At 33.5% G+C, this 15628-nt stretch carries 12 protein-coding genes; 11 read left to right on the plus strand and 1 reads right to left on the minus strand.

The annotated features are described in order from the left end of the window. Window positions 1–2: 2 nt before the first annotated feature. Window positions 3–905, minus strand: coding sequence for a DUF6607 family protein (locus GIY83_RS23505; protein WP_208683766.1), 903 nt, complete (start codon window positions 903–905; stop codon window positions 3–5). Window positions 906–1007: 102 nt separating this feature from the next. Here GIY83_RS23505 and GIY83_RS23510 point away from each other — a divergent pair, with 102 nt between their 5' ends. The 11 genes from GIY83_RS23510 to GIY83_RS23560 all read left to right on the plus strand — a co-directional run bounded on the left by GIY83_RS23510 (window position 1008) and on the right by GIY83_RS23560 (window position 15586). Next, the gene (locus GIY83_RS23510) at window positions 1008–3119 is read left to right on the plus strand and encodes a TonB-dependent siderophore receptor (protein ID WP_208683768.1); all 2112 of its coding nucleotides are present in this window, start codon (window positions 1008–1010) and stop codon (window positions 3117–3119) included. Between the two features lie 18 nt (window positions 3120–3137). Continuing rightward, the gene (locus GIY83_RS23515; RefSeq protein ID WP_208683770.1) at window positions 3138–4229 is read left to right on the plus strand and encodes an HmuY family protein; all 1092 of its coding nucleotides are present in this window, start codon (window positions 3138–3140) and stop codon (window positions 4227–4229) included. A 276-nt stretch (window positions 4230–4505) separates the two neighbouring features. Next, the gene (locus GIY83_RS23520; protein ID WP_208683772.1) at window positions 4506–5990 is read left to right on the plus strand and encodes an SGNH/GDSL hydrolase family protein; all 1485 of its coding nucleotides are present in this window, start codon (window positions 4506–4508) and stop codon (window positions 5988–5990) included. 46 nt (window positions 5991–6036) lie between these two features. Further along, window positions 6037–7404: a GDSL-type esterase/lipase family protein gene (locus tag GIY83_RS23525; RefSeq protein WP_229029163.1), complete on the plus strand. Its 1368-nt coding sequence runs from the start codon at window positions 6037–6039 to the stop codon at window positions 7402–7404. 1 nt (window position 7405) lies between these two features. Continuing rightward, complete coding sequence (locus GIY83_RS23530) at window positions 7406–9091, plus strand: MBOAT family protein (protein WP_208683776.1); 1686 nt, start codon at window positions 7406–7408, stop codon at window positions 9089–9091. 293 nt (window positions 9092–9384) lie between these two features. Continuing rightward, window positions 9385–10737, plus strand: a complete 1353-nt coding sequence (gene ffh, locus GIY83_RS23535) for a signal recognition particle protein (RefSeq protein ID WP_083694162.1) — start codon at window positions 9385–9387, stop codon at window positions 10735–10737. A 129-nt stretch (window positions 10738–10866) separates the two neighbouring features. Beyond that, a complete protein-coding gene (locus GIY83_RS23540; protein WP_208683778.1) occupies window positions 10867–11751 on the plus strand; it encodes a bifunctional 5,10-methylenetetrahydrofolate dehydrogenase/5,10-methenyltetrahydrofolate cyclohydrolase in 885 nt (294 codons plus the stop codon). Window positions 11752–12087: 336 nt separating this feature from the next. Beyond that, window positions 12088–12702 (plus strand): hypothetical protein, encoded by a 615-nt coding sequence (locus GIY83_RS23545; protein WP_208683780.1) that lies wholly within the window; start codon window positions 12088–12090, stop codon window positions 12700–12702. A gap of 9 nt (window positions 12703–12711) precedes the next feature. Continuing rightward, a complete protein-coding gene (locus GIY83_RS23550) occupies window positions 12712–13002 on the plus strand; it encodes a transcriptional regulator (protein ID WP_065450961.1) in 291 nt (96 codons plus the stop codon). A 59-nt stretch (window positions 13003–13061) separates the two neighbouring features. Further along, a complete protein-coding gene (locus GIY83_RS23555; RefSeq protein ID WP_208683782.1) occupies window positions 13062–14450 on the plus strand; it encodes a DUF4173 domain-containing protein in 1389 nt (462 codons plus the stop codon). Window positions 14451–14635: 185 nt separating this feature from the next. Beyond that, window positions 14636–15586, plus strand: a complete 951-nt coding sequence (locus GIY83_RS23560; protein ID WP_229029164.1) for a magnesium transporter CorA family protein — start codon at window positions 14636–14638, stop codon at window positions 15584–15586. Window positions 15587–15628 lie beyond the last annotated feature (42 nt).

Raw genomic sequence — 15628 nt, forward strand, 5'->3', positions numbered from 1 at the left:
TTTTATTTTACAAATTTGTCGATAATAGCATCTGTTTCTGCTTTTGTAGCAGTTGGTTTCAAATCGAACAACAGAGAGTAAAGCGCTTTTCTGTCTACCTTAGCTTCAAGGTTTAAGTCTTTATGTCTGTCAAAAAGCGTTTGCCATTTGTCACGAACATTTTTCCAAAGCGCATTATTTTCCTTCCACCATTTTTGTCCGGCGATACATTTAATGTCTGCTACTTTAGTGTAAACATCCATACCTTTTTCCTGCGCTAACAAAACATCTTTTCCGCTCGCATCGCGAATCAATTTGTCATTATCTTGCTCGTGGTTCCATCCAGTAGCAGTAATTTCGTGAATGTTTCTTCTTTTCAATACATTGTAGTCATTACGTTTTGTTTGCTCTCTTCTAGGTAGAGGAGCATCAGCAACGTTTTTCCAATAATCTTGTCCGTCTACATGTACCCAAGTTGATGATCCCTCATATCTCGGACTATCATCTACCTGATATACTTTTTGAGTCCATTGTCCTTTTACGGCTTTTTTGTCCAGTTTTTTATATTTCCAGGAAGTTCCTTTGTCAAACGAGTATAAATCAGTGTTTTCATATAGCCAATCTTGTCTCCAGTGTTTGATGATCATATCGTCACTTACTATCAATAAATGTTGCATTACAATTTTATTAGGAGTGTCTTCTAATAGCTCTACCCATTCTAAAGCAGATTCATGTTTCGTTTCTGAAGGCTTGTAAGTAAGAGAATCTTTAGGATATTGAAAAGTTTCTGTAAAATTAAATTTCACTTCATAACAACCGCACATAGATTTGATTGATTTAATGTCTTGTTGTTTTTTATCCTGACTGAAACCAAGGCTACAAGTCAAAGCCATAACGGCTGAAAAGAAGAGGCTTTTTGAAATCATAACTTATTTTTTTGTTTTTAATTTTCGCAAATATATAAATTTATTTAGAACAAATAAAAATAGTTTATATATTTGTCCCATTATTAAGACTGAATAAAAATAATGAAAATAAAATTTACCCTTTTTACAGCTTTCCTTTTTTGTCAAATTTCTTTTGCACAACAAAAGGATACAACAGCTGTAAATAAACTTTCTGAAGTGGTTGTTACTGGACAGTTTGAACCACAGTCAATTAAGAAATCGGTTTTTAATGTTCGTGTGATTTCAAATCAGGATATTCAAAATTTAGCAGCAAATAATTTATCAGATGTTTTAAATCAATATTTAAATATTACAGTTAGACCCAGCGGAACAAGTGGGCGATCTACAGTTTCATTATTTGGATTAGATGCGCAATATTTTAAAATTCTGGTTGATAATGTTCCTTTAATTAATGAAGCAGGTTTGGGAAATAATATTGATCTATCACAGATAAACCTTAATGATGTTGATCATATTGAAATTGTCGAGGGTTCGATGGGAGTTAGTTACGGAGCAAACGCTGTAAGTGGTGTCTTGAATATAATTACAAAAAAATCTTCGCAATATAAATGGGGCATTACAGCATCAGTTCAGGAAGAAACAGTAAGCAAAGAATATTCACTTTTTGATCAGGGACGCCATATTCAGTCTTTAAAAGTTTCTCATACATTTAATAAGAATTGGTTTGTTTCACTTGGCGCAAGCCGAAATGATTTTCAAGGGTTTCTAAGCGATAAAAATGGACCTGATTATATTGAAAATGACGGTACGCGTGGTTACCGATGGTTGCCAAAAGATCAGTTAAATGCAACAGCATTAATTGCATACCACAAAGATAATTTTCGCTTTTTCTATAAGTTCGAATACTTAGATGAAAATGTAGATTATTATAATAGTACCGTGCAATCTGGTTTTAATACTACTTTAGGATCGTATCGTTATGCAGATGATAAAAGATATTTAACAAACAGATATTTTCATAATTTAAATGCTACCGGTAAGTTGTTTTCTCAATTAAACTATAATGTTTCACTTTCTCATCAGAGACAAGCACGTGATATCGAAAGTTTCAGATATTATTTGTTTACTAAAAATGAAGCAAACAATGTTATTGTAAAAGATCAGTCGATGGAAGTACTTTATTCTACAGGAACCCTGAATAACTTTTTTTCAAGTAAAACGGTCGATTTGCAATTAGGTTATGAGTTTGTAAATAATCGTGGCTATTCGCTAGTTCAGGAAGCAAGTAATATTATGGCACCTGTTCGTAAAACGCTTGAAAATTACGATTTCTTTGCTGCTTCAGAAATTATGGCAAGTGATAGATTTTCGATCCGACCAGGAATTAGATTTTCTGCTCAATCTCAGTTCGATAATCAATATGCTTCATCGCTTGGGTTAAGATATTTATTTGATAAGGGAGTTGAACTTCGAGGTTCTTATGGGAACTCTTTTAGAACACCAACTTTTGAGGAATTATACTCAAAACAAATTTTTGATGGACACTTTTTCGTTGGAAATGAAAATCTTATTCCTGAAACAAGTACTTCTTATGAAGCCAGTCTTAAAAAATCGACTACTTTTTCTTCTGGGGCGCAACTTTCAAATACATTCTCAGGAAGTTACTTAGATGTTAATGATAGAATAGACATGGCACTTTCACGATTTAATCCCGATACAGGAAATCCGGAATATCAATATGTGAATATCAGCAAATACAGAATGTGGAATTTCTCAACAATGAACCAATTCAAAAAAGATAATCTAACGGTTAATTTTGGTGCTGCAATAGTTGGGATTTCTCAGGAAATAAAAAATCAGGTATTTACTTCAGACGATAAATTTCTTTATTCGTTCAACTTAAATGCCAGTGCTTCTTATATGATTCCGAAATGGAAAACTATTGTGTCAGGTTATTATAAATATAATGGGCGAACACAACAATTTGTTGAAGGTTCTTCATCATATATTTTATCTACAATTGACCCTAGTAACTGGCTTGATGTTTCTATCCGAAAAAACTTTTTCAAAGATCAGTTTGAAGTTACAATAGGGGCCAGAAATATACTGGATGTAACAAATGTGATTCAATCAGGAACAAATCAAAATGCTGTTCACGCTTCGTCAGGAGATGTAATGCTTGCTTACGGACGTTCGTACTTTTTAAAATTAGCATATAATCTTAATCTTTAATATAAAAACACAAATACAATGAAAAAACTATTATTCTTATCAATAGCCTTATTATCACTAGCATCATGCTCAAGTGATGACGACAATACTCCAAAACCTGAAGTTCCTTCAGTAGGTGCAACTTTATCAGCATCAGTAGGAGGTCCAAACCAACCTAATCAACTTTATTTAGATTTAAGTGCCGGAGAGTCAAAATCAGTTAATAGAGCTACTTGGGATTTTGGTTTCTCAAACTCAACAGATTTTAGAGTAATCATCAATGGATCTGTAAAGATGGCAGTGAAGAAATTAGAAACATCTGATATTACTTTGCCACAAGTAATTGATATAAAAGTTGTAGCAGGTGGTGGTGAAACTGCAGCATCAAATGGATATGTTGACAATCCTACAGGTGTTTTGGCAGGAGCTGGAGCAGGAGTTGGAACGGCAATTGCTGAAATTTCTGTAACAGATGCTGAAAACAAAGTATATTTAGTAAACTTAGGATTTGCTGTTAGTAGTGCAAAACCAGCTGTAGGTGGTGTAGAAGTTGACGGAGCTGCTAGAGGATGGAAAAAAGTTAGAATTTTAAGAAGTGGAAATGGATATAAAATTCAATATGCAGATTTAGATTCTAAAACTTTTACAGAAAAGATAGTTGCAAAAGATGCCGATTTTAATTTTTCATTTTTTAGTTTGACTTCAGGAAATACTGTTTCAGTTGAACCAGCAAAAGTAAAATGGGACCTTAACTTTACTGTGTTTACAAATTACTTAAATATGGGTAATGGGGATGTTACATATGGTTACTCTGATTTTATTACTTCAAATTCAAAAGGTGGAACACAAGTGTATCAGGTTTTAGTTTCTGCAGGAGGATCTTATGCAGATTTTACTAAAGCAAAAGTGGTTGAGGATAGTTTTAAAGCTTCTCTTACTGATCAAAGAATGATTGGTGCTAACTGGAGAAATGGTGGAGGACAAAATGGTTCATTACCAAGTATCAGAACAGATCGTTTTTATGTAGTAAAAGATGCAGCAGGAAACTACTATAAAGTTAAATTCCTTACCATGACAAATGATGCTGGAGAAAGAGGTTATGTTACTTTAGAGTATGCGATCTTAAAATAATTGATTTATAAATCTAAAAAAATTAAAGATTGTTTTACCCTAACTAACAAATGCCAAAGCATTAAAATTAGTGAATCATTAGCTTTGTTTTTTTTATTTTTTTTTTGATAAAGAGGTTAGATAAATCTAGCCTCTTTTTTTGTTTTTATTTTAATGCTAAAAATAATTCATAAATTAATGTTTAATTCTATCTTTGCAGATACTTTTTTATAAGGAATTAATAGGAATTTTGAATAAAAATTTTAACATATCCTTTCTTCAAATTTATAATTACTAGTGAACACAAAATCTTATTTTTTTCAGTCTTTTGCAATTGTAGCATTGGCATTCATAGCTTTCATTGGATTTAAACAAATCTTACCTGATAAAATCTTTCCAGATAGTAAGGTAGATTCTAAAAATGTGCTTATAGATAGCTTGCTTTTAGAATCAGTAGCGAACGACTCTTTGGCGCTAAAAGGCGACAGTATTTCTGAAAGTGAAAAGAAGGAAGCAGGAGAAAAAATTACTTTTGACGCTGCTGAGGGAATCGAATTTCCATCTGAAACTTTTGATAATTATAAAGGATATCAATACCTGATTTCTTTTTATGAAAAATTATATCAACTCGAAAAGAATCCGCAGGCCAAAGTTAGGATTGCTTATTATGGAGATTCCATGACAGATGGCGATTTGATCGTGCAGGATGTTCGATCTAATTATCAGGAACGTTTTGGAGGTAATGGTGTTGGATTTGTTTCGATAACTTCAGAATCTGCAGCTTCAAGAGGATCTGTAAAATCTTCGTATTCTAAAAATTGGAAAACACTCTCGTATTTAAATATTAAAAATCCAATTAGTCCTTTTGGAGTAAACGGTCATGTGTTTTTTGCAAATGACAAAGTAAATACCACCTGGGTTCAATACGAGGCAGGTCTTAATAAATACGCGACAACTTTAGATAATCCTACTTTGTATTATGGAAGATCGTCTAAAAAAGGAAGTGTAAATTTTATTATCGGAAAAGATACTTTACGAAAAACTCTTGTCCCAAACAATTTGATCAATACCTTAAAAGTAAGCTCGGGAAGTATCAAGGCATTCAAAGCTAATTTCATCCATGCTGATTCAATTCCTATTTATGGCTTTAATTTTGATAATGGGATTGGAGTTCACGTTGATAATTTCTCGCAAAGAGGAAATTCAGGATTACCAATATCGATGTTTAATGCCAATGTAATGCAGGGATTCAATAATAGCTTAAAATACGATTTGGTTATTTTACATTACGGAACCAACGTTTTAAACTACGGAACCAAGAATTATTCCTGGTATCAAAGAGGAATGACAAAAGCGGTGAATAAAATAAAAGAATCTTTTCCGGGAGTTTCTATTTTGATTATTTCAACAGCTGATAAGTCTACAAAATATGATATGGAAATGAAAACAGATTCTGCCGTTGTGCCTTTAATGAAAGCTCAAAAAAGATATGCACTCGAAACCGAATCAGGATTTGTGAATCTGTATACTTTAATGGGAGGCGACGGATCTATGGTAAAATGGGTAGATGAATCTCCGGCAAAAGCCAATAAAGATTATACACACTTTAATCAAAGAGGAGCAAAAGCTATAGGTAAATTATTATACGATCAATTAAATAAAGGTTACGAGCAATATAAAGCATTGCGAGAAAATAGAGAAACTGACGTTAATAAGCGGAAAGCCGTCAGGAAAACAAATACAGATTCCGTTTCTGTAAAAAATGATAGCGTAAATGACTAGATTAATGATTTTCTTTTGTTGCCTTTTTTTCGCAACAAACGATAAAATGCAAAAGCCAGATCCAATACCAATAACAAAAAACATGATTCATAAAGTCGATACAGCAACAGTTGATTCTTTTTCAGAGGATGGAATCTATAATGCAAAAGTCTTAAAGCGTTTTTTTGAGAAATTAAAAGAAAACGAGGATCATAATAATCAAAAAATAAGTATTGTACATATTGGCGATTCTCATATTCAGAGTGATTTAATGACCAATGAAATCAGGCTTAATCTTCAGCGAAAGTTTGGTAATGCCGGCAGAGGATTGGTTTTTCCTTATCAACTGGCAAAAACAAATGGTTCTTATAACGAGCGTTTTTATTCGAACAGAGCATTGGAAAGTTATCGAAACATTCATCCTTTTAAAAATGTTCCTGTTGGTTTGAGCGGGATAGCATTATGGAGAGATAATGGTGGTTTTGCAATCGAATTGCATATCAAAGAGGCAAATTTTAAGTTTAATACTATTCATATCATTACGCCCAAAAATGAAAATATGTTTGATTTGGCTACATCATCCCAGACCAAAACAATTCAGTCAACAGAGCGAAAAGTAATTACTCATAAAATTAAAAAAGGCGAAGCGATCTCGACAATTGCTGATAAGTATAACATCTCGATTGCTGAAATTAAACGAGAGAATCATCTGAAGTCAAATAACATCCGTGCGGGCAGAACGCTGAGGATTTTAACAAATGAAACAAAGCCTAAAAATATTACCAGTTCAGCATTTGTTTCATTAGATCTCGAATCTGATTCTTTTTCTCATTCTTATCACTCGGATAAAGCATTGGATAAAATCTTTCTGATTCCGAATAAAAATGCTGATAAATACGCGCTTAACGGAATTGTTCTGGAAAAAGATGCGCCTGGAATCATGTACAGTGGTATTGGGGTAAACGGAGCAAAATTTTCGGATTATAATAAGTATCCATTATTTTTTGAACAACTAAAAGCTTTGCATCCTGATATGTTGGTTCTTTCCTTTGGAACAAATGAAAGTTATGATCACATGGAAGCTTCAGCTTATATTGAACAGATTCGTCTCTTTATTAAGAAAGTGAGAGAGCAGAATATAAATGTGCCGATAATTATTAGTACGCCAGCACCTTCTTTGCTTAAAGGAAGAAGAACTAATACTTACATATTCGATTATGCGAGAGGTATAATTCAAATGACCGAAACGGACAATGTAGCTGTTTGGGATTTATATGATGAATTTGGTGGAATGCATGGAATTCAGCAATTAAAATCTCAAGGATTAATAGGGCCCGATTGGGTTCATTATTCTAAAAAAGGATACGAAAAACAAGGAGACTTGTTTACAGAGGCGTTTTTAAAAGCATACGATAATTTTAAATTAAAAAAGTAAGTTGATTACAATAGATAACATAAATAATTGGTTTGTTCAAAATTTCGGTGCAGTTACTTTAGAACAGGCTAAAAGTTGGTTCATATACAATCCCGAAGAAAAACTATTATTTAATACCGGTTTATTCTTAGGATTGTTTCTCGTGTTTTATTTTGTGTATGCTTTTTTACGCAAGACATTTTATTTGAGATTAACATACGTGATTCTTTTCTCGCTTTTCTTTTATTATAAGTCAAGCGGAATTTACTTTTTGCTCTTATTGCTTTCCTCGGTTGTAGATTACGGCTTAAGCCAAATTATCTATAGAGAAGCAAAAGACAGCCGAAAGAAAATTTATCTGGTTATAAGTGTAATCCTGAATTTAGGGTTATTGGGCTATTTTAAATACATGAACTTCATGATTGTAACATTCAATGATATGTTTCATGGTAATTATAAGCTTCATGATATTTTTCTGCCAGTCGGAATTTCTTTCTATACGTTTCAGTCGATGAGTTATATTATCGAGATTTATCGTGAAGAAATCAAGCCAACAAAAAACTATATTGAGTATTTATTTTTCGTTTCGTTTTTCCCGCAGTTAGTTGCCGGACCAATTGTTAGGGCAAAAGATTTCTTGCCACAGATTTATCAAAAGCTAAATCTGACCAAGCAAGATGTAAACAATGCTTTGTTTTTAATTATTGGTGGGTTAATCAAGAAAACGGTAATCTCAAATTACATCTCAATAAACTTTGTGGACCGTGTTTTCGACACGCCAATGAATTATACGTCGTTCGAAAATTTAATGGCATCGTATGGTTATGCGATTCAAATTTATTGCGACTTTTCAGGATATTCAGATATGGCAATTGGAATTGCTTTATTGTTAGGATTCAAATTACCGGCCAACTTTAGAACGCCATATAAGTCAACATCCATTACTGATTTCTGGAGAAGATGGCACATTTCATTATCCACCTGGCTAAAAGATTTCTTGTATATTTCTATAGGAGGAAATAGAGAAGGAACATTCGCCGGCTTTTTATTCCCAAGTTTGTTCTTTTTCGGATTATTGCTTTGGGGAATGTCAAATATAAACGAGAGTTTTATTCCGTTAGGTATAGCAATTGGGGCAATTGTATTATTCTCTCTGACATTTTTACTTTCCAAGAAAAAACACCAGACATTGGTAACCAATTTCAATTTGTTTACCACAATGCTTTTAGGAGGATTATGGCATGGAGCAGGAGCACAATTTATTGTTTGGGGAGCACTACACGGACTAGCGTTAGCAGTGCATAAAATCTTCATGGAATTTTTTCCTTCCAAAAAAGAAGGCAAAAGTTCCAATTTCTTATGGACGTTTTTCTCAATTGTAATCACCTTCCATTTTGTAGTTTTCTGTTGGATCTTTTTCCGCGCCAGAGATTTCGAAACAGCTTTGCAGGTCATCAACAATATTGGTCAGTTAACATTCGAACCAGAACATTGGCAAGCCATTATATTAGGATATAAAAATGTATTCGGATTAATGCTTTTTGGATATGTTTGGCATTTCCTACCAGAAGTGATCACATCAAAAATGAAATTTGTTTTCGATAAAACCCCTTTAATAGGAAAAGCAATTATCCTGGGCTTTGTTTACTGGATAGTGTACGCTACAGCCGTTGCAGGTTCGCAGCCATTTATCTACTTTCAGTTTTAAAAAAAAAGGTTCAAAGGGACAAAGTTACAAAGGCGCAAAGGTTTTTCTTTTGCGCCTTTTATATTTAAAGCCATAAATTAAGTGGGTTTTGAAAATCAGCTAAAATCTTTTTTAATCTGCATGAAACAATAAAAACTTTGCGTCTTCGCGACTTTGCGAGCAAAAAAAACTCAACGTTCTTGGTAAAAAAAACTTTGTGTCTTAGCGCCTTAGTGGCAAAAAACTACATATAAATAAAAATTGCCTGAAATACCTAATTAGATTATCTTTGCACTTCAAATAAAGAAAAAATTATGTTTGATAATTTAAGTGATAAGTTAGATAAAGCCTTCCATATATTAAAAGGGCACGGTAAAATTACAGAAGTAAACGTTGCCGAAACCTTAAAAGAAGTTCGTCGTGCCTTACTTGATGCCGATGTTAACTTTAAAATTGCTAAAGATTTTACTGCCAAAGTAAAAGAAAAAGCAATAGGTCAGGACGTTTTAACAACACTTCAGCCAGGACAATTATTGGTGAAGTTAGTAAAAGACGAACTAACCGAATTAATGGGTGGCGATGTTGCTGGAATCAATCTTTCGGGAACACCAAGCGTTATTTTGATGTCAGGACTTCAGGGTTCTGGTAAAACGACTTTCTCTGGTAAACTTGCCAACTTTTTAAAAACTAAGAAAAACAAGAAACCACTTCTTGTAGCTTGTGATATCTACCGTCCTGCGGCGATCAACCAGTTACATGTTGTTGGGGATCAAATAGGTGTTGAGGTTTACTCAGAACCAGAAAACAAAAATCCTGTAGAGATTGCTCAAAACGCAATCAAACATGCAAAAGCAAACGGTTTTAATGTTGTTATTGTCGATACCGCTGGTCGTTTGGCAGTAGATCAGGAGATGATGGATGAAATTGCACGTGTTCACAAAGCAATTCAGCCACAGGAAACTTTGTTTGTTGTAGATGCAATGACAGGACAAGATGCTGTAAATACAGCAAAAGCCTTCAATGATATCCTGAACTTCGACGGAGTTATCTTAACCAAATTAGATGGAGATACCCGTGGTGGAGCTGCAATTTCGATTAAATCGGTTGTCAACAAGCCAATCAAATTTGTAGGTACAGGCGAGAAGATGGAAGCAATTGATGTTTTCTATCCGGATCGTATGGCCGAGCGTATCTTAGGTATGGGAGACGTTGTGTCACTTGTAGAAAGAGCGCAGGAACAATTTGACGAAGAAGAAGCCAGAAAACTTCAAAAGAAAATCGCTAAAAACGAATTCGGTTTTGATGATTTCTTAACGCAGATTCAACAAGTAAAGAAAATGGGTAATATGAAAGATCTGGTTGGAATGATTCCGGGAGCTTCAAAAGCCATGAAAGATGTAGAGATAGAAGATGATGCATTTAAACATATAGAAGCAATCATTCACTCGATGACGCCAATCGAAAGAAGCAAACCTGCCATAATCGACGTAAAAAGGAAAGCCAGAATCGCTAAAGGTTCCGGAACCAAAGTCGAGCAAGTAAATCAGTTAATGAAGCAATTCGACCAAATGAGCAAAATGATGAAGATGATGCAAGGTCCGGGCGGAAAAAACCTGATGAAAATGATGGGAGGCATGAAAGGAATGCCAGGCGGAATGCCGAGATAAAGAAAAATTTGTTTAAGGTTTAAAGTTTCAAGTTGCTTGGAATTTTAGACCTTAAATTTTTTAACTATATTAATAATAGAGAAGCAGTTAACTTCTCACTTTTAACTCAAAACATTTAACTCAAAAGAAATGCAACTACTAGACGGTAAAAAAACAGCTGAAGACATTAAAAACGAAATTGCAGCCGAAGTTCAATCGATAAAAGATGCCGGAGGAAAAGTACCTCATTTGGCAGCCGTAATCGTTGGTACAAACGGGGCAAGTTTAACTTACGTAGGAAGTAAAGTAAAATCTTGCCAGCAAATTGGCTTCGATTCAACTTTAGTAAGTTTACCCGAAGATATTACCGAAGAAGCTTTACTGGCAAAAATCAAAGAACTTAACGAAGATGACGATCTTGATGGTTTCATCGTTCAGTTACCGTTACCAAAACATATCGACGAGCAAAAAATCTTATTGGCAATCGATCCGGATAAAGACGTTGATGGTTTTCACCCAACAAACTTCGGGAGAATGGCTTTAGAGATGGAAAGCTTTATTCCTGCAACGCCATTCGGTATAATGCAGTTACTAGAGCGTTACAACGTAGAAACTGCCGGAAAACATACCGTTGTTATTGGTAGAAGCCACATTGTAGGCCGACCAATGAGTATTTTAATGAGCCGTAAAGGAAATCCTGGAGATTCAACAGTAACTTTAACCCACAGCCGCACTAAAAATTTAGCCGAATTCACTAAAAATGCTGATATTATTATCACCGCTTTAGGAGTTCCTGAATTCTTAAAAGCAGACATGGTTAAAGACGGAGTTGTAATTATAGATGTTGGAATTACTCGTGTAGACGATGCATCAAACCCAAAAGGTTATGTAATCAAAGGCGACGTTGATTTTGACGAAGTAAGCAAAAAATCATCATTTATCACGCCAGTCCCTGGTGGAGTAGGGCCAATGACAATTGCAATGCTGCTTAAAAATACCCTTTTAGCCAGAAAAATGAGAAGCGCGAAAAAGTAATTTTTCACATCAAATAATAAACAAAGCCTATTCAATCGAGTAGGCTTTGCTGTTTTATATACTTTGGGCCCGACCATATCCCTCACGCAACGTTGCGTGATGCGGCAGTCCCAGAGGGACGATATATTTATAGAAATATATGATTTATGTTTTGTAGAGCCCCATCGGGGTGACATATTAAAATATACAATATTTAATTTCCAGAATAAACTCCGCTAGGAGTTACCGGTTGTAAAGCGATTTAGGCGCATCGAAAAAAAATCACAACAAAAAAATCAATTTTCTATTTGCTAATTGAAAATAAAATATAACTTTGCAGTACAAAGTACTTTATTTATGAATCAGAAGCATCAAGAAGATTTAGCACACATTCGTTCCATGATGGAGCGCTCTTCAAGATTTATATCCCTAAGTGGACTCTCAGGAGTATTTGCGGGCCTATCGGCTTTAATTGGCGGATTGTACGTGTATCAGCTATTCAAAGTAAACGGGATAGAATATTTTACTGATCAACATATATTGTTGACTAGTAACTTAGTTTCAGAATTATTCTGGATTGGCGTTGCAATTTTAGTTTGTGCTTTTGCTTTTGGTATATTTTTTACAATCAGAAAAAGCAGAAAATACGATTTACCAATCTGGACATCGGCAACAAAAAATATGTTATTCAATTTAGCCGTTCCTCTTTTGGCCGGAGGTATATTTTGTCTGGCACTTTTATACCACGAAATTTATGGATTAGTCGCTCCGGCTACTTTAATTTTCTACGGCTTAGCACTTGTAAATGCAGAAAAATATACATTTTCTGATGTTAAGTACTTAGGATTCTGTGAATTATTTTTAGGATTTGTTTCTCTTTTTTATATCGGATATGGTTTAGTTTTTTGGATCATCGGTTTTGGTATTTTGCATATCTTTTACGGATTAATAATGTTCAAAAAATACAAATAAATCCAAGCAATGGGAATCATTGATAAACTAAATAAAGATTTTGAAAGCCGTGTCAGATTGGGTATTATGTCCATCCTGATGGTCAATGAATGGGTTGATTTTACCGAGATGAAGAACCTTCTGAACATTACAGATGGTAATCTGGCCAGTCATTCCTCAGCGCTCGAAAAATCAGAATATATCGAAGTCAAAAAAGAGTTTGTGGGTAAAAAACCTAAAACCTCTTACCAGGTGACTCCCAGAGGACGTGCGGCCTTTAAGGAACACCTTTCTTACCTTGAAAAATTAATGAAATCGTAATAACTATATTTTTTTACCTAAATACTTTGAAATACAAAGTACTTTTAAAATTTAAAACAATGAAAAAACATCAAATCATTCTAGCTTGCAGTATACTATTTACACTGCTTTTTTACAACGAGTCAATAGGAGTAAACCTCGCTATTTTTGGACTATTCTTAACCGGTTCAATCTGTTATTTCTTTCAGGATCGCTTTACAGACAGATCACATTTAATCTTGGTTGTTACTTCGGTTTTATCTTGTCTGGCTTTTGCCTGGTACGGAGATTTTGTTTCTTTTTTGGCTTTGGCAATCTCCATTCTCTTTTTGCAGTTTAAAACCCAGGAATCAAAACTTAAAATCATACAGGTATTTCCATTGGTATTTTTAAATGCATTCGCGTCGATAGGTCGTATTTTTATGTTCAGCCAATGGCTTCCGGAAAGAAAAATTCATAACAACTTTGCCAAGAAGCTGATCGCTTATTTCGTTATTCCAACAATTTTTATAATAGTATTTTTTACAGCCTATTCTTTTGGAAGTACTCATTTCTCTTCTCTACTTACAGATTATACTTTAGATATCGATATTGTAGAAGTAATCTTAATTGGAATATTAGGGTTTTATATTTCATTCGGTTTCTGGAATTATTGGGTACCCGAAATTTGTTATGAAAAAAATGAATTATTAGACAATGATTTTAATAACATAGCCGAAATTAAAAACCAAAATACATTTTCATTTTTAGATATTGACTTCGAGAGAAAAAGCGGTGAAATCACTTTACTGTTGCTAAATATTATGCTTTTAGTATTTATTGTAACCTACAATTACGAACAGTTTTTTGAAGTGATAGAAAAATCAAACCTGAGCGCAGATACACACGAAAGAGTCAATTCGGTAATTTTCTCAATTGTTATGGCTGTTGGTGTTATTATGTTCTATTTTAAAGGCGGATTCAATTTTGATAAACAAGCAGCTAATCTCAAAAAACTGGCTAAAATTTGGATTGTCTTAAACGGACTTTTAATAGTAAGTACCATTATTAAAAACTCAGAATACATTTCAGTTTTCGGATTAACTTATAAACGATTGGGAGTTTATGCTTTTTTGACTTTGGCTATCATAGGTTTAGTTTTTGTTTTTCTAAAAATAACAAAACAAAAAACAAACGCTTATCTGGCCAACCAAATGGTATGGTATTTTTACGGAACGGTTTTGTTGTGCAGTTTTGTAAATTGGGGAAATCTGATTACGACTTACAATATTGCAGTAAACAAATGTGTCGAACCACTATTTTTGAGCGGTTTGAATTTTAATGACGAAGCCCGAAGAGCGTATTTTTCAAAACTTCACTTAGATGGAAAATTAATTGAAATTAGAAAAGAAGAAGAGATTGATGAATATCAAAACAAGATATTTTTATCAAAAGCGTTGTACTATGAGTTTTTGAATAATAAAAAGTAATTTTTTCCTCAAACCACCTTTAGTAAAATGCTCAAGGTGGTTTTTTAGTATTTAATTATACTTTTAAACTTTTGGGTTTTAAAAATAAAGGATACTTTTGCACCACTTAAAAAAAACTTCTCCAATGGACGATTATTATTCGTTAGTATTAAATTAAAATAGCTTTTGAATTATTTCAAAATGCTATGATAAAACCCTGCAATTTTGAAATGAAAGCCTTTTACAAAAACAACAACGGATTAACCGAGACAAAAGAATGGACTCCAAACTGCTGGATTAACATTGAGTCTCCTTCAGAAACAGAAAAAAAATACTTACTGGAAGAACTGCAAGTTCCTGAAGCCTTTTATAATGATATTGAAGATATCGACGAAAGACCTCGTATGGAATCTGAAGACGGCTGGACTTTGTTTATCATGCGTATCCCTGTAAAAAGTAATGATGTTAAACTGCCTTTTCAAACTATCCCGTTAGGATTAATTTTTAAAGAAGATATTTGTGTTACCATCAGTTTTTACGAAACCGAAATCATTTCTGATTTTGTACAATATACCAATCGAAAAAATATACACATAAGAGATAATTTTGATCTCGTTTTACGATTGTTATTATCCTCAAGTGTTTGGTACTTAAAATATCTGAAACAAATTAATCAAAAGATCAAACTGGCCGAAGATAATTTAGAGAAATCAATCAAGAACGAAGAATTACAAGCACTTTTGCAAATAGAAAAATGTCTGGTATTCTTTATTACTTCCTTAAAAGGAAATGATGTTTTGTTTCACCGAATTAAAAATCTAAAAGCCCAAAGAGAACATTTTGATCAGGATTTATTGGAAGATGTTGATATCGAATTAAGTCAGGCGCAAGACACTGCAAATATCTACAGCAATATCTTAACCGGAATGATGGATGCTTATGCTTCGGTGATTTCGAACAATATGAATAATATTATGAAGCAAATGACTTCAATTTCTATTATTTTAATGATCCCCACTTTAATTGCCAGTTTATACGGAATGAACGTGCCAAACGGTTTAGAAGAAAGTAAATACGGAATCTGGATATTACTTTTAGTATCGGTAATCTTATCTATTTTTGGTGTTTATCTATTCAAAAGAAGAAGATGGTTTTGATAAAATAAATTAGAAAAGCGTTATAAAAAAAAAGACCCTTCC

It is taken from the genome of Flavobacterium sp. SLB02, assembly GCF_009664855.1.
Classification (GTDB): Bacteria; Bacteroidota; Bacteroidia; order Flavobacteriales; family Flavobacteriaceae; genus Flavobacterium.

Excerpts from the sequence above, each read along its gene's own strand:
- GIY83_RS23540 (WP_208683778.1), top strand. The coding sequence starts at position 10,867 with ATGCAACTACTAGACGGTAAAAAAACAGCTGAAGACATTAAAAACGAA.
- GIY83_RS23510 (WP_208683768.1), top strand. The coding sequence starts at position 1,008 with ATGAAAATAAAATTTACCCTTTTTACAGCTTTCCTTTTTTGTCAAATT.
- ffh (WP_083694162.1), top strand. The coding sequence starts at position 9,385 with ATGTTTGATAATTTAAGTGATAAGTTAGATAAAGCCTTCCATATATTA.
- GIY83_RS23505 (WP_208683766.1), bottom strand. The coding sequence starts at position 905 with ATGATTTCAAAAAGCCTCTTCTTTTCAGCCGTTATGGCTTTGACTTGT.
- GIY83_RS23555 (WP_208683782.1), top strand. The coding sequence starts at position 13,062 with ATGAAAAAACATCAAATCATTCTAGCTTGCAGTATACTATTTACACTG.
- GIY83_RS23525 (WP_229029163.1), top strand. The coding sequence starts at position 6,037 with ATGCAAAAGCCAGATCCAATACCAATAACAAAAAACATGATTCATAAA.
- GIY83_RS23515 (WP_208683770.1), top strand. The coding sequence starts at position 3,138 with ATGAAAAAACTATTATTCTTATCAATAGCCTTATTATCACTAGCATCA.
- GIY83_RS23545 (WP_208683780.1), top strand. The coding sequence starts at position 12,088 with ATGAATCAGAAGCATCAAGAAGATTTAGCACACATTCGTTCCATGATG.
- GIY83_RS23560 (WP_229029164.1), top strand. The coding sequence starts at position 14,636 with ATGATAAAACCCTGCAATTTTGAAATGAAAGCCTTTTACAAAAACAAC.
- GIY83_RS23550 (WP_065450961.1), top strand. The coding sequence starts at position 12,712 with ATGGGAATCATTGATAAACTAAATAAAGATTTTGAAAGCCGTGTCAGA.